General features: G+C 71.5%; 23 protein-coding genes and 1 riboswitch. Of the genes, 5 read left to right on the top strand and 18 right to left on the bottom strand.

All coding sequences use genetic code 11. The features are described from left to right. From rplT to Adu01nite_RS43455, 6 genes are all read right to left on the bottom strand, one after another. Positions 1–393, bottom strand: a complete 393-nt coding sequence (gene rplT / locus Adu01nite_RS43480) for a 50S ribosomal protein L20 (protein WP_203735244.1) — start codon at positions 391–393, stop codon at positions 1–3. Positions 394–432: 39 nt separating this feature from the next. Then, positions 433–627 (bottom strand): 50S ribosomal protein L35, encoded by a 195-nt coding sequence (rpmI, locus tag Adu01nite_RS43475; RefSeq protein WP_203735243.1) that lies wholly within the window; start codon positions 625–627, stop codon positions 433–435. A gap of 54 nt (positions 628–681) precedes the next feature. Then, positions 682–1,317: a translation initiation factor IF-3 gene (infC, locus tag Adu01nite_RS43470; RefSeq protein WP_203735269.1), complete on the bottom strand. Its 636-nt coding sequence runs from the start codon at positions 1,315–1,317 to the stop codon at positions 682–684. Positions 1,318–1,647: 330 nt separating this feature from the next. Continuing rightward, positions 1,648–2,118 (bottom strand): PH domain-containing protein, encoded by a 471-nt coding sequence (locus Adu01nite_RS43465; RefSeq protein WP_203735242.1) that lies wholly within the window; start codon positions 2,116–2,118, stop codon positions 1,648–1,650. After that, positions 2,115–2,957, bottom strand: coding sequence for an ATP phosphoribosyltransferase (hisG, locus tag Adu01nite_RS43460; RefSeq protein ID WP_203735241.1), 843 nt, complete (start codon positions 2,955–2,957; stop codon positions 2,115–2,117). The genes Adu01nite_RS43465 and hisG overlap by 4 nt, the downstream gene beginning before the upstream one ends. Before the next feature lie 46 nt (positions 2,958–3,003). After that, a complete protein-coding gene (locus tag Adu01nite_RS43455; RefSeq protein WP_030440099.1) occupies positions 3,004–3,267 on the bottom strand; it encodes a phosphoribosyl-ATP diphosphatase in 264 nt (87 codons plus the stop codon). A 77-nt stretch (positions 3,268–3,344) separates the two neighbouring features. On the opposite strand from Adu01nite_RS43455, the gene Adu01nite_RS43450 reads away from it, so the two are divergent. The 4 genes from Adu01nite_RS43450 (at position 3,345) to Adu01nite_RS43435 (ending at position 6,363) form a co-directional block, all read left to right on the top strand. Continuing rightward, positions 3,345–4,217, top strand: a complete 873-nt coding sequence (locus Adu01nite_RS43450) for an ABC transporter substrate-binding protein (RefSeq protein WP_203735240.1) — start codon at positions 3,345–3,347, stop codon at positions 4,215–4,217. After that, a complete protein-coding gene (locus tag Adu01nite_RS43445; protein ID WP_203735239.1) occupies positions 4,214–5,062 on the top strand; it encodes an amino acid ABC transporter permease in 849 nt (282 codons plus the stop codon). Before Adu01nite_RS43450 ends, Adu01nite_RS43445 begins: the two co-directional genes overlap by 4 nt. Then, positions 5,062–5,826 carry an amino acid ABC transporter ATP-binding protein gene (locus Adu01nite_RS43440; protein ID WP_275414777.1) on the top strand — a complete coding sequence of 255 codons (765 nt, stop codon included), beginning with the start codon at positions 5,062–5,064 and terminating at the stop codon, positions 5,824–5,826. The genes Adu01nite_RS43445 and Adu01nite_RS43440 overlap by 1 nt, the downstream gene beginning before the upstream one ends. Positions 5,827–5,955: 129 nt before the next feature. Further along, entirely contained in the window at positions 5,956–6,363 is a 408-nt protein-coding gene (locus Adu01nite_RS43435; RefSeq protein WP_203735238.1) for a hypothetical protein, read from the top strand. A gap of 4 nt (positions 6,364–6,367) precedes the next feature. Here Adu01nite_RS43435 and ribH read toward each other — a convergent pair whose 3' ends face one another. The 6 genes from ribH to rpe form a co-directional block, all read right to left on the bottom strand. Then, positions 6,368–6,841, bottom strand: a complete 474-nt coding sequence (gene ribH / locus Adu01nite_RS43430) for a 6,7-dimethyl-8-ribityllumazine synthase (RefSeq protein ID WP_203735237.1) — start codon at positions 6,839–6,841, stop codon at positions 6,368–6,370. A 48-nt stretch (positions 6,842–6,889) separates the two neighbouring features. Continuing rightward, entirely contained in the window at positions 6,890–8,095 is a 1,206-nt protein-coding gene (locus Adu01nite_RS43425; protein ID WP_203735236.1) for a bifunctional 3,4-dihydroxy-2-butanone-4-phosphate synthase/GTP cyclohydrolase II, read from the bottom strand. After that, positions 8,088–8,687, bottom strand: a complete 600-nt coding sequence (locus Adu01nite_RS43420) for a riboflavin synthase (RefSeq protein WP_203735235.1) — start codon at positions 8,685–8,687, stop codon at positions 8,088–8,090. The genes Adu01nite_RS43425 and Adu01nite_RS43420 overlap by 8 nt, the downstream gene beginning before the upstream one ends. Then, positions 8,687–9,742, bottom strand: a complete 1,056-nt coding sequence (ribD, locus tag Adu01nite_RS43415) for a bifunctional diaminohydroxyphosphoribosylaminopyrimidine deaminase/5-amino-6-(5-phosphoribosylamino)uracil reductase RibD (protein ID WP_203735234.1) — start codon at positions 9,740–9,742, stop codon at positions 8,687–8,689. The genes Adu01nite_RS43420 and ribD overlap by 1 nt, the downstream gene beginning before the upstream one ends. Before the next feature lie 133 nt (positions 9,743–9,875). Continuing rightward, a riboswitch (FMN riboswitch) is annotated at positions 9,876–10,055 on the bottom strand. Positions 10,056–10,167: 112 nt separating this feature from the next. Then, positions 10,168–11,178 carry a GGDEF domain-containing response regulator gene (locus Adu01nite_RS43410; RefSeq protein ID WP_203735233.1) on the bottom strand — a complete coding sequence of 337 codons (1,011 nt, stop codon included), beginning with the start codon at positions 11,176–11,178 and terminating at the stop codon, positions 10,168–10,170. Positions 11,179–11,231: 53 nt separating this feature from the next. Then, on the bottom strand, positions 11,232–11,912 hold the full coding sequence (gene rpe / locus Adu01nite_RS43405; protein ID WP_203735232.1) for a ribulose-phosphate 3-epimerase: 681 nt from the start codon (positions 11,910–11,912) through the stop codon (positions 11,232–11,234). A gap of 103 nt (positions 11,913–12,015) precedes the next feature. Between rpe and Adu01nite_RS43400 the strand changes: the two genes are divergently transcribed. Next, positions 12,016–12,888 carry a septum formation family protein gene (locus Adu01nite_RS43400; protein ID WP_203735231.1) on the top strand — a complete coding sequence of 291 codons (873 nt, stop codon included), beginning with the start codon at positions 12,016–12,018 and terminating at the stop codon, positions 12,886–12,888. Here Adu01nite_RS43400 and Adu01nite_RS43395 read toward each other — a convergent pair. From Adu01nite_RS43395 to Adu01nite_RS43370, 6 genes are all read right to left on the bottom strand, one after another. After that, the gene (locus Adu01nite_RS43395) at positions 12,885–14,360 is read right to left on the bottom strand and encodes an RsmB/NOP family class I SAM-dependent RNA methyltransferase (RefSeq protein WP_203735230.1); all 1,476 of its coding nucleotides are present in this window, start codon (positions 14,358–14,360) and stop codon (positions 12,885–12,887) included. The two genes, Adu01nite_RS43400 and Adu01nite_RS43395, sit on opposite strands and share 4 nt — an antisense overlap. Before the next feature lie 31 nt (positions 14,361–14,391). Beyond that, positions 14,392–15,318 carry a methionyl-tRNA formyltransferase gene (gene fmt, locus Adu01nite_RS43390; RefSeq protein ID WP_203735229.1) on the bottom strand — a complete coding sequence of 309 codons (927 nt, stop codon included), beginning with the start codon at positions 15,316–15,318 and terminating at the stop codon, positions 14,392–14,394. 4 nt (positions 15,319–15,322) lie between these two features. Continuing rightward, complete coding sequence (gene def, locus Adu01nite_RS43385; RefSeq protein ID WP_203735228.1) at positions 15,323–15,880, bottom strand: peptide deformylase; 558 nt, start codon at positions 15,878–15,880, stop codon at positions 15,323–15,325. 61 nt (positions 15,881–15,941) lie between these two features. Then, positions 15,942–17,150, bottom strand: a complete 1,209-nt coding sequence (locus tag Adu01nite_RS43380; RefSeq protein ID WP_203735227.1) for a cytochrome P450 — start codon at positions 17,148–17,150, stop codon at positions 15,942–15,944. Between the two features lie 27 nt (positions 17,151–17,177). Continuing rightward, positions 17,178–19,298, bottom strand: coding sequence for a primosomal protein N' (locus Adu01nite_RS43375; RefSeq protein WP_203735226.1), 2,121 nt, complete (start codon positions 19,296–19,298; stop codon positions 17,178–17,180). A gap of 43 nt (positions 19,299–19,341) precedes the next feature. Further along, a complete protein-coding gene (locus Adu01nite_RS43370) occupies positions 19,342–19,935 on the bottom strand; it encodes a TetR/AcrR family transcriptional regulator (protein WP_203735225.1) in 594 nt (197 codons plus the stop codon). Positions 19,936–19,958: the final 23 nt, after the last annotated feature.

Genomic DNA, 19,958 nt, shown 5'->3' with positions numbered 1-19,958 from the left:
TCAGGCAGCCTGCGCGGCAGCGCCGCCGGTGCCCTCGGCCGCGACAGCAGCGCGCGCGATCTCGACGATCGCCGCGAAGGCGGCCGGGTCGTTCACGGCCAGGTCGGCCAGGATCTTGCGGTCCACCTCGACCTCGGCAAGCCGGAGGCCCTGGATGAGGCGGTTGTAGGTCAGGCCGTTGGCCCGAGCGCCCGCGTTGATGCGCGTGATCCACAGCTGGCGGAAGTCGCCCTTGCGGTCACGGCGGTCGCGGTACGCGTACTGCATCGAGTGCAGCACCTGCTCTTTGGCCTTGCGGTACAGGCGCGAGCGCTGGCCGCGGTATCCGCTCGCAGACTCGAGCAGGGTGCGGCGCTTCTTCTGGGCGTTGACTGCCCGCTTGACGCGTGCCATTTCGGTACTCCTAACAGGGGAACGTGTGTGGCGCGCGCGTCAGCGGCCCAGCAGCTTCTTGACTCGCTTGGTGTCGGCCTTGGCCACGGTGACCGTGCCGGTCATCCGTCGTGTGACCTTGGAGGACTTGCCCTCCAGCAGGTGGCGCTTACCGGCCTGCTCGGTGACGAGCTTGCCCTTGCCGGTGACCTTCACCCTCTTGCCGGTACCGGTGTGGGGCTTGAACTTCGGCACTTGAAGCCTCTTTCTGATCTTTCCGTACGGCCGGGGGCCGTACGGAAAAGCTGATTACTCTGCGGTGGTCTCGGCGGTGTCGACGGCCTCAGCCGCCGGCGTCTCTACGCCATCGCCCTCACGCGGCTCCCGCGGCGGGCGCGCGTTGGCCGCGACCGTCGCAGCAGCAGCTGCCTTCGTGGCCCGGTGCGGGGCCAACACCATGATCATGTTTCGGCCGTCCTGCTTCGGGCTGGCCTCGACGAAGCCCAGCTCCGAAATCTCCTCGCTGAGCCGGCGAAGAAGCCGGAAACCCAGCTCGGGGCGGCTCTGCTCGCGGCCGCGGAACATGATCGTCACCTTGACCTTGTCGCCCGCCTTGAGGAACCGCACCACGTGACCCTTTTTGGTCTCGTAGTCGTGCGGGTCGATCTTCGGACGGAGCTTCATTTCCTTGATGACGGTCTGCTGCTGGTTGCGCCGCGCTTCGCGTGCCTTCAGTGCGCTCTCGTACTTGAACTTGCCGAAGTCCATGAGCTTGCACACCGGCGGCCGCGCCATCGGAGCAACCTCGACCAGGTCCAGGTCTACGTCCGCAGCCAGCTGCAGGGCGCGCTCAAGCGGGACGATGCCCACCTGCTCACCCTCGGGGCCGACCAAACGGACCTCACGAGCCCGGATCTGTTCGTTAACGCGTGGTTCGACGCTGATGGGGCCTCCTCAGAACGGTTACTTTCTCGACGCCTCCGCGGTCCCCACCGCGGAAACGTTGCCAATGTCGGTCGGCCCCTAACGCGCCCCCTGGAACGGGACGCCGGGAAAGCAGAAGGCCCCGCCTGCGCCAGACTTCAGCGCATGCCAGGGCCCGCTCGACCGGTCATCGGCGTCCATGAGGACGCACCCCGGAACCCGAATATTCCCTGCGGAACATCGGTGCCGGGTGACCGGACCCGGACGTCTAGTTGACGTCGGGTGGGAACCAGCGGGCTCCTCTTTCGCGCCTGCACTTACGCGCAGACGTGGTCGACAGCGGCAAGTCTATCAGGCCTTCACGGCGGCCTGATGGAGGGCCCGAAGTGCGCGAACTCCCTCGACCGCGTAGTCCTTGTCGGTGGCCTGCAGGGCGTGCACCGAGACCTGCTCGTCGTCGTGCAGCTCCAGCTGCGCCCACGGCGAGTTCCGGTCGAAACGCACCGCCCGCACCACCGACCAGGGCAGGTCGTAGCCGCCCACGACGTTGCGGATCTGGATGTGCTCGGCGTCGGCGATCACCCGGGGCCGGCAGAACGCCAGGATGCCCAGCCCGATCAGGATGCCCAGGCCGATCATCGCGGTCTGGTCGCCCTTCTCGAACTGGCCCGAGTTGTCGAACCCCTTCGACCCGCTCAGCCCGAAGCTGATGCCGGTGAAGAGCACCACCACCCCGGCCGCCAGCGCGCCGGCCACCCAGCGGATCTTCTGCGGCCGATATGTAACGGTCTCCACGCTGCTCAGACTACCGCTGACGGTCATAGCCGGCAGTTGGCGATGTCGGTGACCAGGATGGCGCGGGCGCCCAGCTCGTAGAGCTCGTCCATGACGTGGTGCACGTCGGCCCGCTGGACCATGGCCTGGACCGCGACCCAGCCCTCACGGTGCAGCGGGGACACCGTCGGCGACTCGATGCCCGGGGTGAGCGCGGTCGCGTTCTCCAGCAGGTTGGCCGGCACGTCGTAGGCGAGCATCACGTAGCTGCGCGCGACCAGGACGCCCTGCAGGCGGCGAACCAGCTGGGACACCCCGGCCGGCGCGTGGCCGGGCCGGCCGATGATGATCGCCGACGACTTCAGCAGCGGGTCGCCCAGCGTGACCAGGCCGGCCTGGCGCAGCGTCGCACCGGTCTCGACCACGTCGGCGATCAGGTCGGCGACGCCGAGGCGGACCGCGTTTTCCACCGCGCCGTCCAGCCGGACGACGTCGGCCTTCAGGTCGTGCTCGGCCAGGTAGCGCTCGACCACCCCGGGGTACGCGGTGGCGATCCGCCGGCCGCCCACCTCGGCGGCCGAGGTGATCGTGCCGGGCGGGGCCGCCCAGCGGAACGTGGCCCCGCCGAACGCCAGGTCGAGCACCTCCTCGGCGGCGACCCCGGAGTCGACCAGCAGGTCCCGGCCGGTGATGCCGAGGTCGAGGTCGCCGGTGCCGACGTAGGTCGCGATGTCCCGCGGCCGCAGGTAGAAGAACTCGACGTTGTTGGGCTCGTCCCGGCAGATCAGGTCTTTCGGGTCGGTGCGCTGGCGGTAGCCGGCGTCCCGCAGCATCTGCGAGGCGGGCTGGGACAGGGTGCCCTTGTTGGGGATGGCGATGCGCAGCATCGGACGTGCTCCTTCGACTTGTCGAAAATCGGGTAGGGAGGGCACGTCAGAGATGTCGATACACGTCCTCGAGGTCGAGACCAGTCGCGATCATCAGGACCTGAGCCTGGTAGAGCAGCTGCGAGATCTCCTCGGCGGCCCGCTCGGGGCCCTCGTGCTCGGCGGCCATCCAGGACTCGGCCGCCTCTTCGACGACCTTCTTCCCGATGAAGTGGACCCCTCGCTCCAGGGCGACAACGGTGGACGAGCCCTCGGGGCGCGTCTCCGCCTTCTCCCGAAGCTCGGCGAACAGCTCTTCGAACGTCTTCACGGCCGCCATTGTGACAACTCATCACGGGATCAATACGAACGGCCCCAGCAGGTGAGACGTGGCCTAGGCTCGCCGTCATGGTCAGCCGAAACACCATCATCATCACCGGCGGCGCCGCAGCCCTGATCGCCGCCCTCGCGGCCTGCGCGCCCGCCGACGAGACCGCCGCCCCTGCGGCCTCTGCCAGCGCTTCTGCGAACACGTGCACGCCTGCGACGCTCTCCACGACGACCGCCGGCAAGCTCACGATCGGTACCGACAACCCGGTCTACGAGCCGTGGTTCAGCGATAACAAGCCGAGCAACGGCAAGGGCTTCGAATCGGCCGTCGCGTACCAGGTCGCCCAGCGTCTCGGTTACTCCGCCGAGAATGTGACCTGGGTCTCTGTGACGTTCAACAACGCGATCGCGCCCGGCCCGAAGGCGTTCGACTTCGATATCAACGAGTTCTCGATCACCGACGACCGAAAGAAGGCCGTCGATTTCTCGGCGCCCTACTACCTGGTCAAGCAGACCGTGATCACCCTCAAGGGTTCGAAGATCGCGAACGCCAAGTCGCTGGCCGACCTGAAGACCGCCAAGCTCGGCGCCCAGGTCGGGACGACCAGCTACCAGGCCATCACCGACGTGATCAAGCCGTCGGCCGGCCCGCAGGTGTTCAACAACAACGACGACGCCAAGGCGGCCCTGGTCAACAAGACCGTCGACGGCATCGTGGTGGACCTGCCGACCGCGTTCTACATGACCTCGGCCGAGCTCGACGGCGGCATCATCGTCGGCCAGCTCGCCCAGGTCGGCACGCCCGAGCAGTTCGGCCTCGTGCTCGACAAGGGCTCGTCGCTGACCAGCTGCGTGAGCAGCGCGGTCGACCAGCTGCGCCAGGACGGCACCCTCGCGGTGCTGGAGAAGCAGTGGCTGGCCAGCACGGGTGGAGCTCCCGAACTCCAGTGAGCACAGAGTTCCACCGGCCGAGTGACATTCAGCTAGGACGGATCGCCTTCCGCAAGCGGCAGGCGATCCGCTCCGTGCTGCTCGCGGCCCTGTCCACGGCGGTGCTCGGCACCCTGCTCGGGGTGCTGGTCACCAGCGCGCCGGGCTGGGACCGGGTCAAGGAGTCGTTCTTCGACTGGGGCAACGCCACCGAGTTCCTTCCGCAGATCCTGGAAGGGCTCTGGCTGAACATCAGGATGCTGGTGTTCTGTGCGTTCGCGGCGCTGGCGCTGGGCCTGCTCGTCGCGGTGCTGCGCACCCTGCGCGGGCCGGTCTTCTTCCCGGTGCGGGCGATCGCGACCCTCTACACCTACTCGTTCCGCGGCCTGCCGCTGATCATCGTGATCTACCTGTTCGCGTTCGGCGTCCCCGGCCTGCGGCTGCAGGGCACGCCGAGCGTGACGGTGCTCGGCGGCGCGGCCATCGTGATCACCTACGGCGCGTACCTGGCCGAGGTGTTCCGGGCCGGCATCGAGTCGGTGCACCCCAGCCAGATCGCGGCGGCCCGGTCGCTCGGGCTCACCTATCGGCAGTCGATGCGGCACGTGGTGCTGCCCCAGGCGGTCCGGCGGGTCGCGCCGCCGCTGCTCAACGACACCGTGGCGCTGCAGAAGGACGTCGGACTGATCTCGCTGGCCGGGCCGATCGACGCGATCCGGGCCGCCCAGATCGGGGTGGCGCAGAATGCGAACTTCACCCCGTACGTCATCGCGGGTGTGCTCTTCGTTCTTCTTGCCCTTCCGCTGATCGGGATCACCGACTGGGCGACGCTGCGTGCCGCCCGACGCCAGAACGCGGGAACGTGATGGACGCTGCTGACGAGATCGTTCCGGTGCTGGCCTGCCAGGACGTGCGCAAGACGTTCGGGAGCAGCGTGGTGCTCGACGGGCTCACCCTCGACGTCGGGGAGCACGAGGTGGTGGCGCTGATCGGCGCCTCCGGGTCGGGCAAGTCGACGCTGTTGCGCTGCGTGAACCTGCTCGCCGAGATCGACGACGGGACGGTCCGGCTGGACGGCGAGGACATCACCGACCCGAAGGCCGACGCCGACCTCGTACGCCGCAAGATCGGTTTGGTCTTTCAGAGCTACAACCTGTTCCCGCACATGACCGTGCTCGACAACATCACCCTCGCGCCGATCAAGGTGCACGGGCGGCCGGGCGCGGAAGCCAAGGCGCAGGCGATGGAGTGGCTGCAGCGGGTCGGGCTCGCGGACAAGGCCGGCAGCTATCCCGACCGGCTCAGCGGCGGCCAGCAGCAGCGGGTGGCCATCGTCCGGGCCCTGGTCAACAGCCCGCGGCTGCTGCTGCTCGACGAGGTCACCTCGGCGCTCGACCCGGAGCTGGTCGGCGAGGTGCTCACGATGATCCGCGACCTGAAGAGCGACGGCATGACGATGGTCCTGGCCACGCACGAGATGGGCTTCGCCCGTCAGGTGGCCGACCGGGTGGCGTTCCTGGACGCCGGCCGGGTGCTGGAGCAGGGGCCGCCCGCGCAGGTGCTCGGCGACCCGGTCGAGGCCCGCACCCGCCAGTTCCTGGCCCGCATCATCGAGGCGGGCCGGCTCTAGGCCCGTGGGGTCGGATCACGGACGGTCACCCTCCTGAGGGCCCGCCGGGGTGTCACAGTGCATCGGCGGGCACGGGGGTGAAACCGTCATCCGGGGAGGCGGGCGCCCGGCCCACGGGAGGGCACTCGCATGCGCCTGTACACCGTCATGTTCGCGGCCGCGGTCCTGTTCGTCACCGCCGCCGGCACCCCACCCGCCAACGCCGCCGCCCGGTTCGGGCTGCGACTGGAGTCCGCGACCGTGCTGGCCGGGGGGGCCGGCGTCGACCTGCACTACGTGGCACTCTGCCCGCCGGGTGCGGTGGCCGGCATCGGCATGTCACTGGCCCAACGGACCGGCAAGCACGTCGCGGTCGGCGCCGCCCGCACCGGGATCGTCTGCACCGGGGTGCCGAGCTCGGTGCGGCTACGGATCGCCGCCACCGGCCTGAGCTTCCGGCCGGGGCGGGCGTTCGCGGCCGCCGATCTGCGCGCGTCGACCGGCTTCGGGCTCGCGATTCAGGACGACCGGGCGCGGCTGGTGGTCATGCGCCGATAGCCCGTCAGGCCTTCAGTTCGCGTAGCACCAGGGCCGCGTCCAGCGCTGCCACCGTGCTCTGCCAGCCCTTGTCCTCGATCGAGTCCTCCAGGCCGGCCCGGTCGCGGGCCTGGCCGAGGCTGTGCACGGTCAGCACGCCGTGCGCCACCGGGGTCTGCTCGTCGAGGGCGATCCGGGTCAGGCCGGCCGTGACCGAGTCACACACGTACTCGAAGTGGCTGGTCTCGCCCTTGATCACCACGCCCAGCGCGACCACCGCGTCGCACTGCTTGGCCATCGCCTGGGCGACCACCGGCAACTCGACGGTGCCGCCGACCCGGTGGACGATCACGTCGGTCACGCCGCACGCCTCGGCGGCGGCCTTGGCCCGCTCGATCATGTGGTCGACAAGCTCAGCGTGCCAGCGTGCGCCGACGATGCCGAGCCGAAGCCCGGCCGCGTCGACGGTCTGCATGTGCGGATCACCGAAGCCGGCCATGTTCCTGCCCCCTTATTTCATCCATTGTCAGCTTTTTTGGAAGGACAGTCAGCCCAACGCCTCGAACAAATGGCCCATCCGGTCCCGCTTGGTCCGCAGGTAGCGCACGTTCTCCGGGAACAGCCGCACCGGGAGCGCCTCCAGGCCGGTCACGGTCAGGCCGTACCCTTCCAGCCCGACCCGCTTCGCCGGGTTGTTGGTGAGCAGCCGCATCGACCGCACGCCCAGGTCGTAAAGGATCTGCGCGCCGGTCCCGTAGTCGCGCGCGTCGGCCGGCAGCCCCAGCTCGAGGTTCGCGTCGACCGTGTCGAAGCCGCGGTCCTGCAGCTGGTAGGCCTGCAGCTTGTGCAGCAGGCCGATGCCGCGGCCCTCGTGCCCGCGCATGTAGAGCACCACGCCCCGGCCGGCCTCGGCGACCCGCTGCAGCGCCGCGTCCAGCTGGGGGCCGCAATCGCAGCGCTTCGAGCCGAAGACGTCCCCGGTCAGGCACTCCGAGTGCACCCGGACCAGGATGTCCTCGCCGTCCCCGATCTCGCCGAAGACCAGCGCCACGTGCTCGCCGGCGTCGACCTTCGCGCGGTAGCCGACCGCGGTGAAGTCGCCGTGCTCGGTCGGCAGCTTGGTCTCCACCACCCGCTCCACCGTCTGCTCCAGCGAGCGGCGGTAGGCGACCAGGTCGGCGATGGTGATGATGGTCAGGTCGTGCTCGACCGAGAACTTCTCCAGGTCGGGGCGGCGCTGCATGGTGCCGTCGTCGTTGACCATCTCGCACAGCACGCCGGCCGGGCGCAGGCCCGCCATCACGGCCAGGTCGATGGCGGCCTCGGTGTGGCCCGGGCGACGCAGCACGCCGCCGGCTTTCGCCCGCAACGGCACGACGTGGCCGGGGCGGGTGAGGTCGGTCGGGCGGGTGTCCGGCGAGGCCAGCAGGCGGAGCGTACGGGCCCGGTCGGCGGCCGAGATGCCGGTCGCCACGCCCTCGGCCGCGTCGACCGTCACCGCGTACGCGGTGCCCCGGCGGTCCTGGTTGGTGTGGAACATCGGCGGCAGGTCGAGGCGGTCGGCCTCCTCCTCGGTGATCGGCGCGCAGATGTACCCCGAGGTGTAGCGGACCATGAACGCGACCAGCTCCGGCGTCGCCTTCTCGGCCGCGAAGATCAGGTCGCCCTCGTTCTCGCGGTCCTCGTCGTCGACCACGATCACCGCGCGGCCCGCGGCGATGTCGGCGATGGCCTGCTCAATGTCTTCAAACATGGCGCTCTCCCAGCATCTTTTCCACGTACTTGGCGATCACGTCGACCTCGAGGTTCACCGGGTCACCCACGGCCTTCGACCCCAGCACGGTCAGCTTCAGCGTCGTCGGGATCAGGCCGACACTGAACGTCTCGTCGTCCACCGCCATGACGGTCAGCGACACCCCGTCGACAGTGATCGAGCCCTTCTCCACGACGTACTTCGCCACGCTCTTCGGCAGGGCGAAGCGCAGCACCTCCCACTGGTCGGCCGGCTCGCGGCTGAGCAGCTCGCCGACGCCGTCGACGTGGCCCTGCACCAGGTGCCCGCCGAGCCGGCTGCCGAGCGCGGCCGCCCGCTCCAGGTTCACCGTGCTGCCGACGCGCAGCGCGCCGAGCGACGACCGGCGCAGCGTCTCGCCCATCACATCGGCGGTGAAGACGCCGTCCTCGTTGTCGATGACGGTGAGACAGACGCCGTTGACCGCGATCGAGTCGCCATGCCGGGCGTCCGTCGTGACGACGGGTCCGCGCACGGCGATGACCGCGGAATCGCCGCCGCCGTCGGTGAGACGGACGACCTCGCCCAGTTCCTCGATGATGCCGGTGAACATCAGCTCTCCTTAATTCGGAGCGATGCGGTGAAGCGCAGGTCGGGGCCGATCTGCGCGATGTCGGTGAGGTCAAGTTCGACGGCGTCGCCGATCGTGGTGACGCCCGCGTCGAGCAGGGCGGCCTTGCCCGCGCCCAGCAGCTTCGGCGCGACGTAGCCGATCACCTGATCGACCAGCCCGGCGGCGAGGAACGAGCCGGCCAGGGTCGGCCCGCCCTCCAGCAGCACCGAGCGGATGCCCCGGCCGAACAGGGCGGCGAGCAGGGCGTGCAGGTCGACGCGACCGTCCGGCCCGGCGCCGACCTCGCGGGTGGTGACGATCCAGGTGGGTGCGGCGACGTCGCGCACGCGGGCCTTCTCCGGCGTCCGGCCGGTGGAGTCGACCACCACCCGCAGCGGCTGCTTGATGGCGAGCGTGCCGTCCTTGAGGTCGCGCACGGTGAGCTGCGGATCGTCGATGACGACCGTGCCGGCGCCCACCATGATCGCGTCCATCGTGCTGCGCAGCACGTGCACGTCGGCGCGGGCCGGCGCCGAGGTGATCCACTGGCTGGTGCCGTCGGCCGCGGCCGACCGCCCGTCCAGGGTCGCGGCGAACTTCCAGGTCACGAACGGCCGGCCGCGGCGGACGGCGGTCAACCAGGCGATGTTGCCCTGCTCCGCGTCGCGGCGGCGGACCCCGGTCTCGACCTGGACGCCCGCGGCGCGCATCGTGACCGCGCCGCCGGAGGCCACCGGGGTCGGGTCGTCGACCGCGATCACCACCCGCCGCACCCCGGCGTTGATCAGCGCGTGGCTGCAGGGACCGGTGCGGCCGGTGTGGTTGCAGGGTTCGAGGGTGACCACCGCGGTGCCGCCGCGGGCACGCTCCCCGGCCTGGGCGAGCGCGACGATCTCGGCGTGCGGGCCCCCGGCGTACGCGTGGAAGCCCTCGCCGACGACCTCGCCCTCGGCGTCGAGGAGCAGGCAACCGACCACCGGGTTGGGGCTGGTCGTGCCGAGGCCCCGAGCGGCCAGCGCGATCGCGCGGCGCATCGCCTCGTCCTCGGTCACCATCCGCTTCGTCCTCTCAGCGCGGCACGGTCACGCGCTGAAGGTTGCGGGAGAAAACGCCAAGAATCGGACAATCGGGGTACGCTTCGCGCGCCCCGGCCGAAGGCTCACCAAATGAGCCCAAGGTCCGATTCCGACGCGCTGTCTCCCATCCGGACTGTCTGACCGGGGCGGCATGACGCCGTCCTGATCAACCGTCGGCCCCGGATTTTCACCAGGTCCACCGTCCGTCCGAAGACGTCCGGGTCGCGGGCTTACCGATGCTTTCGCGTCGGATCACCGCCGGTTCGGAATTTCACCGATCCCGCCAGCGCGTGGTGGGTTGACTCCGAGTCTTACACGACGGATCGACTTTGCCACCACCCTGGCGAGCCATCTCACATCCGCTGGGGAGGAAATGCCCTGGCGCCGTTGGGGAACAGGCGCCCTCAGTCCTCGTCCTCACCGTCGCCGCGGCGGCGGTCGATCGCGACATATGACCCCGGCTGGGACTTCGCGACCTTTTTCATCTCGGACGCGACGGCGATGACCACCCTCGGGTCGGTGAACTTCCGGCCGTCGGCCGTCGCCTGGGCGACCCCGATCGACAGGGTCACCAGGGCGGCGCGATTTTTGTTGCCGCGGCGGTCGGGGACCTCGATGTAGCCGCGGTCGGCATCGCCGGCGTCGTAGAGCCGGTCGGCGGCCTGCTCGAAGTCGGTCACCGTGAACTTGGTCAGCGGCAGCACCTGGTCGGGCGCGCAGATGAAGACGAAGTCGTCGCCACCGATGTGCCCGAGGAAGATCGACGGCTTGCCGACCGAGGCGGACGCCTTGTGCAGGCTGCGGGCCAGGGCGGTGATGAACTCGTCGCCGCGGTCGAACCCGTAGACGTCGTTGACGCTCTTGAACCGGTCGATGTCGATGTAGCCCACCGAGTATTCGCCGCCGGCCTTCATCCGGTCGGCGACCTCGCGCCGCACCCGCGCGTTGCCGGGCAGGCCGGTCAGCGGGGACACCTCGCGGAACTCCTTGTTGCGCCGCAGCGTGGAGGAGACCCGGGCGATCAGCTCGGCCGTGTCGAACGGCTTCACCAAATAGTCGTCGACGCCGGCGGTCAGGCCGACCACCTTGTCGACGGTCATGCTCTTGGCGGTCAGCATGATCACCGGGAGGGCGGAGGTCAGCGGCTCGGCGCGCAACCGGCGGGTCAGCTCGACCCCGTCCATCCGCGGCATCATCCAGTCGACCACGGCAAGGTCGGGGCGCTTGGTCTCCATCAGCTCGAGGGCACTCTCGCCGTCGGCGGCCCGGATCACCTCGTAGCCGTGGACCTTGAGGTTGAACTCGACGAAACCCGCGATGTCCTGATCGTCGTCGACCACCAGGATCAGATCCGGCCGATCCTCGGCGTCAGCTCCAAGGTCCTCCGCGCTGTGCCGCACCACGCCGGTGCTCATCCCGTCTCCCCGCTCGTCGCTGGCCGCTACTGCCCCGTCACGCCTTCAGCGGGTCAATCATGCGACGGGAGGGCCGCCTCGGCCAGTGCCCGAAGTTTGCGAATCGCCTCGGCCGGATCGTCGGCGCCGTAGACCGCGGTGCCCGCCACGAACGCGTCGGCACCCGCCTCGGCCGCCTGGGCAATGGTGTCGGCCGCGATGCCGCCGTCGACCTCGATGCGCACCGAGAGATCCTTCGCGCTGACCCGGCGGCGCACGTCGCGCACCTTGTCGAGCATTTCGGGCATGAACTTCTGCCCGCCGAAACCGGCCTTGATCGTCATGATCAGGACGGTGTCGATGTAGGGAAGCAGCTCCAGGTAGGGCTCGACGGACGTGTCCCGGTCGATCGCCAGCCCCGCCTTCGCCCCGGCGGCACGCAGCGTCTTGGCCAGGGCCACCGGGTTTTCGCACGCCTCGGCGTGGAAGGTCACGTTGTGGGCGCCCGCCTCCGCGTAGCCCGGCGCCCACCGCTCCGGGTCGGTGATCATCAGATGCACGTCGAACGGGATCGTGGTGGCCTTGCGCAGGCTCTGCACCACCGGCAGGCCGATCGTCAGGTTGGGCACGAAGTGGTTGTCCATGACGTCGACATGCACCCAGTCGGCCGCCCCCTCGATGGCACCCACCTCGTCGGCGAGACGGGAGAAGTCGGCTGCCAGGATGCTCGGGGCGATGATCGTCTTTGGGCTCACGGGGGAAGTCTAGGGCGTCCGGGACACCCGCCGCCCAGCGTCCTGACGGCCTGTGGATAACCGATAGAGTGACGCTCCGATATCCAGCCCCGGGAGGCGATCGATGCGACGGTGGGTGGTCCTCGCCCTCGCCGCGATGCTGGCCCTGGCCCCGGCCGGCTGCGCCCAGCACTTCGAGGGTGTCGACGGCGACCTGACCAACGGCTGGCAGCCGATGCCGGCCGCGACCGCGTTCCGCCCGGCCGCCGGCACCTGCCACAGCGAGCTGACCCAGACCGGCACGATCGACTCCTACTCGCCCGTGCCGTGCACCGGCACCCACGTGGCCGAGACGGTCGCGGTCGCCGACCTGACCGGGGCCACCGGGCTGAAGACGCCGGAGGCCGGCCTGCCGAAGGCGTTCGCCGCCTGTTCGAAGCAGCTCACCGCGTTCCTCGGCGCCGACTGGCGCACCGGCTGGGTGCTGCTGCAGCCGGTGCTGCCGGGCAAGACGGCGTGGGCCGGCGGCGCCCGCTGGTTCCGCTGCGACGTCGCCGAGACCTCACCGGTCGACGGTGCCCTGGTCCGCCGCGCCGGCAGCATGAAGGACACCATCAAGACCGGCAAGCTGCGGATGGCCTGCGCCAACCCGACCATCCACGGCGAGTCGGTCAGCGAGATGCACCCGGTGGCCTGCCCCAGCAGTCACACCGCCGAGTTCGCCGGCCTCTTCGAGACCAGCGTGAAACGCTCCGACGACCTGACCAGCAAAGCCCTCGCCACCGGCTGCGACCGGGTGATCGCCAAGTTCACCGGCCTGCCGAACGACAGCTCCCTGGAGAGCCGGATCGGCTGGCTCGGCTTCCCGCCCGACGACACCGCCTGGCAGATGGGCGACCGGGCGATCCGCTGCTTCCTGTGGCTCAACGGCGAGAAGATGGCCGGCTCGTACCGCAACGCCGGCCCCTCCAGGCTGAAGATCCACTACTCCGATTAGGCGGTGCGGCGCAGCACCGCCAGGAACATCGCGTCGGTGCCGTGCCGGTGCGGCCACAGCTGCACCGTCGGGCCGGGGCCCAGGCTCGGCATGCCGGCCGGCAGCAGGGTGCGCGCGTCCACGAAGTCGGCCTCGACGCCGCTGCGCCGCGAACCCTCGGTCACCGTCACCTGCGTCTCCACCATGTGCGGCGAACACGTCACATACGCCACCAGGCCGCCCGGCCGGACCGCCTGCAGCGCCGCCACCAGCAGCTCCCGCTGCAGCTTGGTCAGGGCCGGCAGGTCGGACGGCTGACGCCGCCAGCGCGCCTCCGGCCGGCGCCGCAGCGACCCTAGGCCGGTGCACGGCGCGTCGACCAGCACCCGGTCGAACCCGCCCGCCGGCAACTCGTTCTCCCGGCCCACCGAACGCCCGTCCATCGCCAGCACGCTGACCGGCATGCCCCGGGTGGCCTTCTGGACCAGGGTGGCCCGGTGCTCGGCCACCTCGACCGCGGTCACCCGGGCCCCGCGCTGCGCGGCGATCGCGCCGAGCAGGCCGGCCTTGCCGCCCGGCCCGGCGCACAGGTCGAGCCAGCGGTCGTCCTGACCCTCGATCGGCGCGGCCAGCAGCGCCGCCGCGACCAGCTGTGATCCCTCGTCCTGCACGTGCGCGCGGCCGTCGTGGATCGCCGACAGCTCGCGCGGCGAGCCACCGTTCAGGTAGACCGCATATGGGGAAAACGCCCCCGGCTGCCCGTCGACCTCGTCGGCCAGCTCGACCGGGTCGGCGAAGCCCGGCCGCGCACACAGGTGCACGATGGGCGCCTGGTTGTCCTCGATCAGCAGCCGGGCGGTGTCGTCCAGATCGCCGCCGAGCGCCTCGGAGAACGCCCGGATGATCCACTGCGGGTGGTTGTAGAGCACCGCGAGGTTGCCGACCGGGTCCTCGTCGTACGCCGGGGCCAGCTTCGTCAGCCAGGCCTCCAGCGAGGTCTCGCTGATCGTCCGCATCACCGCGTTGGCGAAACCGGCCGCCTCCGGCGCCACCGAGCGCACCAGGTCGACGGTCTGGTTGACCGCCGCGTGCGCCGGCACCCGGGTGTGCAGCAGCTGGTAGGCACCGAGCCGCAGGGCGTCCCGGGCGGGCGGGTCGATGCGGGCCACGTCCCGGCCGGCCGCGTCGGCCACGATCAGGTCGAGGGTGCCGAGCGCGCGCAGCGTGCCGTAGGTGAGCTCGGTGGCGAAGGCCGCGTCCCGGCCGCTCAGGCCCATGTCCCGGAGGATGTCGGAGAGCACCAGGTTCGCGTACGCGTCGTCGCGGTGCACGGCCGCGATCGCCTCGTACGCCGCCTGCCGGGCCGGATCCGACGGTGGGCGACCGGCGCGCGGAGCCCGGCCCGTGCGGTCGTCCCGGGCATAGCCCGGACCCGCTGTCCCGCGTGGCCGGCCGGACCCGTGGGGCCGATCCGCTCGATGCTGTTCAGTCATGCCGATTCCTCGTTTCGTTCCGAACCGGCGTTCACACGAACCTCTCCCCGGGCTGGATCCGCGAACCGCGGGCCCAGTCGGTGGCCGACATCGGCTTCTTGCCCGCGGCCCGCACCTCACCGAGTGCGACCGGCGTGGTGGCCGTGCCGACGAGCACCTGGGTGCGCTCCACCAGCAGGTCGCCGGGGGCGAGCTGCGGCGCGTTGGCGATCGGGTGCACCGGGCCGAGCTTGACCCGGTCGTCCCGGAAGGTGGTCCACGCGCCCGGCGCCGGCGTGCACGCCCGGACCCGCCGGTCGACCGCGAAGGACGGGTCGGACCAGCGGATGTGCGCGTCGTCGACGGTCAGCTTGGGCGCGAAGGTGACCCCGTCGCCCGGCTGGGGGCGCGCCACCGCGGTGCCCGCCTCGATCGCGTCGAGCACCGCCACGAGCAGCCCGGCACCCGAGTGCGCGAGCCGTTCGAGCAGGTCACCGGAGGTGTCGGCGGGCCGGATGTCCTCGGTCAGGGTGCCGTAGACCGGGCCGGTGTCGAGGCCCGCCTCCAGCTCGAACACGCTGGCCCCGGTCACCTCGTCGCCGTGCAGCACCGCGTGCTGCACCGGGGCCGCACCGCGCCAGGCCGGCAGCAGCGAGAAGTGCAGGTTGACCCAGCCGTGCTTGGGGATCTCCAGGGCGCTCGGCGGCACCAGCGCGCCGTAGGCGACGACCGGCGCACAATCCGGCGCGAGCTGACGCAGCCGCTCCTGGAACTCCGGCTCGCGCGGCTTGGCCGGGGTGAGCACCTCGATGCCGCGCTCGTCGGCCCACGCACCGGCGGGCGAGCGCACCAGGCGGCGGCCGCGGCCGGCCGGAGCGTCCGGGCGGGTGACGACGGCGAGCAGCTCGTGGCTCGACCCGGCGATCGCGTCGAGGGCCGGGATGGTGACGGCCGGCGTGCCGGCGAAGATCAGGCGCATCCGGTCACCGCCCCAGGCCGAAGATGCCCCGGCCGTGCGGGCTCTCCTTGACCGTGGGGGGCTTGCCGGCGTCATACCACTCGGCCGCGCGGATCTGCTTCATCGCGTCCTTGCGGGCGGCCGAGTCGAGCCGGTCGAGGAAGAGGACACCCTCGAGGTGGTCGGTCTCGTGCTGCACGCAGCGGGCCATCAGACCGGTGCCGACCAGCTGGATCGGCTCGCCGTGCTCGTTGAAACCGGCGGCCACGACATTTTGCCGGCGCTTGGTGTCGACGTAGATGCCCGGGATGGACAGGCAGCCCTCGGGGCCGTCCTGCTCCTCGTCGTCGGGGAACGACAGCACCGGGTTGACGATGTGCCCCACCACCTCGTCGACGTCGAACGTGAAGACCCGCAGCCCGACCCCGAGCTGGGGCGCGGCCAGGCCGGCGCCGCCCTCGTCCTGCATGGTCTCGACCAGGTCCCGGACGAGATTGCGCAGCTCCTTGTCGAAGTCGACGACGGGATCGGCCGGTGTCCGCAGCACCGGATCACCGAAGAGACGAATGGGCTGAACGGTCACGCGGCGGTACTCCTGACAATTTGAGGCGGGCAGCATCCCAGTCTACGGAGTCGCTGATTGCTCATCGCGCCAGCGTGACCGGGAGCTCGCGCCAGCCCCGCAGGTTCATCCGGGCGCGGCGCACCGGGCGCTCGGCCAGGGCCAGATCGGGGTAGCGGCGCAGCAGCGCGGGCAGCGCGACCTGGGCTTCCAGCCGGGCGAGCGGCGCACCGAGGCAGTAGTGGACGCCGGCCCCGAACGACAGCGGCGGCGAACCCTGCCGGGCCGGGTCGAACACGTCGGGCCGGTCGAACCGGGCCGGGTCCCGGTTGGCCGCGCCGAGCAGCAGGATCAGCTCGCTGCCGACCGGCACCGGCCGGCCCGCGATCTGCGTCGGCCGGGCGACGACCCGGCTCGTCATCTGCACCGGCGCATCGATCCGAAGGACCTCCTCGACGTACGCCGGGGCCAGCTCCGGGTCCTCGCGCAGCTTCTCCGCGTACGCCGGATGGTCGAGCAGCAGCACCACCGCGTTGCCGATCAGGTTGGTCGTCGTCTCGAACCCGGCCACCAGCAGCAACGCCAGGTTGGCCAGCAGCTCGTTCGCGGTGAGCCGCTCGCCGTCCGCGTCGTGCGCGGCGGCGAGCGCGGTGACCAGGTCGTCGGCGGGCTCGGCCCGGCGCAACTCGACCAGGTGCGCGAAATAGTCGATCAGCTCGTCGGCGGCCGCGTCGGCCCGCACCCGGTCCTCCTCGGTCCAGTGCATCTCCAGCACCGCGGTCAGCGCCTCGGCGAGCCGCCGGAAGCGGCCACGATCGGCGGCGGGAACCCCGAGCAGCGCGGTGATCACCCGGATCGGCAAGGGATAGGCCAGGTGGCCCACAAGATCCACCCCTGTCCCGTACGCCGTGAGCCCCGCCAGCAACTCGTCGACCTGCTCGGCGATGACCGCCCGCAGCGCCGACACCCGCCGTGCGGTGAAGACGCCCGCCGCGAGCCGTCGCTGCCGGGTGTGGTGCGGCGGGTTGGCCCGCAGCATCGAGTCGGCGAACAGCGCGACCGCACGGTATTCCCGCCAGGCCGGCCAGGCCTGGTCGAGCCGCGCCGCGTCGACCGCTTCGAGGGCCGGATCGCGCAGCGCCCGGTCGACCGCCTCATATCCGGAGATCAGGTGCAGCGGCTCGGAGACCTGCAGGATCGGCCCGTGCGCGTGCAGCGCCGCGTAGGCCGCATCCGGCTCCCGGCCGGTGGGCGGAGCGAGCAGGATCCCGGCGGCGTCAACAGCGTCCATCTCTCGATCCTCCACTCTGGTCGGCGCTTAGAACAGCGTGCCCGGATCGACCTCGATCCGCACCGGCAGGGCTGCCCTTCTGGCGCTGCGCACCCCCGCGGCCTCGTGCAGTGCCGCCGCCAGCGCCCCCGCCTGCGACCGGCTGGTGCGCACCAGCATGCGTTCCTGGTCGTCGTCGGCCGGCACCGGCCCGAGCACCTCGGCCGTATCCGGCAACTTCGCGGCCGCCAGCAACTCGGCGACCGCCTCCGGCAGCCCGGTGAGGCTGGCCATCCGGGCGGCCGGCGGGAAGCCCAGCTCGCGCCGCTCGGACAGCTCCCGCGCCGCGAACCAGCCCGGATCCCACCGGATCAGCGCCTGCACGGTCGCCAGCGACCCATCGGCCACGACGACCACCTTGCCGCCCTGTTTCGCGGGCCGGGCCAGCGCCGACGCACTGAGCCACCGTCGCATCGTCTCCTCGGCCGCCCGCAGGTCGGAGCGGGTGAGCAGCGCCCACGTGTCGAGCAGCAGCACCGCGCCGTATCCCCCGGCGGCGACCGGCTCCGCCCCCGGCGTGGCCACCACCACGGACGCCGTGCCCGGCACGGTGTCGAGGATTTCGTCCCGCCCCGAGGTGCGCACCGGTGTATCCGGGAACGCCCGCCCCAGCTCCTCCGCGGTCCGCCGGGCGCCGGTCACCGACGCGCGCAGTCGCCGGCCGCCACAGGCCGGGCAGGCGTAGTCGGCCGACGCCCGCCCGCACCACCGGCAGGTCGGCACGTCCCGCGCCCCCGCCAGCGACAACGGCCCCGAGCAGTGCGGGCACCGCGCGGGCGTGCGGCACTCCGCGCAGGCGACCGACGGCAGATAGCCGCGCCGGGGCACCTGGACCAGCACCGGCGCCCCCGCCTTCAGCGCCTGCCGGGCCGCCTCCCAGGCCAGGCTGGGCAGCCGGGCGGTGGCCGCCCCCGGATCCCGGGCCAGCTGCGGATCGTCCCCGGTCGGCGCGATCGCCGGCACCCGGTTGCGCAGCACGTCCCGGCTCGCCGAGATCTCCTTGGCCCACCCGGTCTCCAGCAGCAGCTGGCCCTCGCCGGTGCGGGCATGCCCGGCCACCAGGGCGGCGCAGCCGGCCAGCCGAGCCCTGGTCAGCAGCACCTCGCGTGCGTGCGGATAGGGCGACCGCGGCTCGGCGTGCAGGTCGTCGCCGTCGTCCCAGATGACGACCAGCCCGAGCTTGGCGACCGGCGCGAACATGGCCGCCCTGGTCCCGGCCACGACCGGCACCCGATGCCGGCTGGCCGCCAGGAACCGCCGGTAACGCTCGGCGGGGCCGAGGGCGGCGTTGAGCGCGACGTGAAGCCCTTCGCCGAGCACGGCACCGAGCGCACGGTCGACCCGGTCGAGGTCGCGGGCATCCGCGACGACGATGACCGCGCCGAGCCCGGCCCGCACGGCGGCCGCCGCCGCCTCGGCGATCCGCACGGCCCAGTCCTCGCCCGGCAGCGCACCCCAGACGGCCCGGGCGTCCCGCCCTTCCTCGAGCGCCCGCAGGAACGCAGCGCCCGCCACATACGAATCCCACCCACCGGCCGCGGGCAGCCCCTTGCCCGGCGGAAGAACAGAGGCCGGCTGATCACCGGGACCGGCACCGGGCTCGCTCGGCGCCTCGACCGCCGCATCTCCCGGCGCGGCCTCAGCCGCATCTCCCGCCGGCTCAGCCGTCGTGTCTCCGTCGGCGGGGGACAATTCGCCCTCGCCGGGCTCGGTGCCGTTCTTCCCTTGCGCCTCGACGCGGGCGTGGCGTGGCGGGACGGCCAGGCGCAGCACGTCGCAGAGGTTGCCGGCGTAGCGGTCGGCGACGGCCCGGGCCAGCCGGGCCACCTCCGGGTCGAGCACCTGCTCCGGGGAGACCACCCTGTCGAGATAGGCCAGTTTCCCGCCGTGCGGGGACGACTCCGCCCGCTCCAGCAGGAACCCGGTGACCAGCTGCCCGGCGAACCGGACCTTGACCCGCACCCCGGGCTGCGCCACCGCGTCGTCGTCGCTGGAGACCAGGTAGTCGAAGGGCCGATCGAGATGTGGCAGGGGCACGTCGACGCACACCCGGGCCACCGGCAGCCGCTCGGCCGGGACCCGTTCGCTGCGTGCGCTCTTGCTGGTCATCGGGGCACATTCTGCCGAAGGGGTGTGACAGGAATCGGAAGGCTCAACCGCGCACGGCCCCCGACAGCGCGGCCGCCACCATCCGTTCCACCGCCGCCGGCGACGGCGTCGCGTCGCTGCGGTCGGCGAACAGCAGGTGCCCGGCGCCGATCACCATCGGGGCCAGGGTCTCCACATCGGCGTCGGCCGCGAGCCGCCCCTGCTCCTTCTCGGCCGCCAGGTAGGCCGCGACCATCACGCCGGCCTCGGTCAGCAGCGGGATGCCCGGCCGGCCGCTGGTCGACCGGAGCCCCGCCCGCAGGTCGTCGCGGAAGGTGATCAGGCTGACCATCGCGACCGCCACCGGGTTGAAGATCTGCTGCAGTGCCGTCGCCAGGTTGGCCACCAGCGACCCGTGCCCGGCCCACTCCAGCAGCACCTCGGCCTGCCGCTCGACCCGGCCGGCCCGGTCGGCCACCAGCTGGGTCAGAAAGTCGTCGAAATCCGCGAAGTGCCGGTGCAGCACGCCCTTGGCCACCCCGGCCTCGGTGGTCACCGCCCGGCTGGTCAACAGGAACGGACCAGCTCGCAGCAACACCCGCTCGGCGGCGGCGAACAGCTGCTCACGGACGTCTCGAAGCGCCACACCGGTCGGCACAGATCCTCCTGGCTCTAGCGAGT

This window comes from Paractinoplanes durhamensis, from assembly GCF_016862175.1.
GTDB classification, from domain to species: Bacteria; Actinomycetota; Actinomycetes; order Mycobacteriales; family Micromonosporaceae; genus Actinoplanes; species Actinoplanes durhamensis.
Note: the sequence above shows the minus strand (reverse complement) of the source record. Positions and strands in the feature narration are given on the sequence as shown.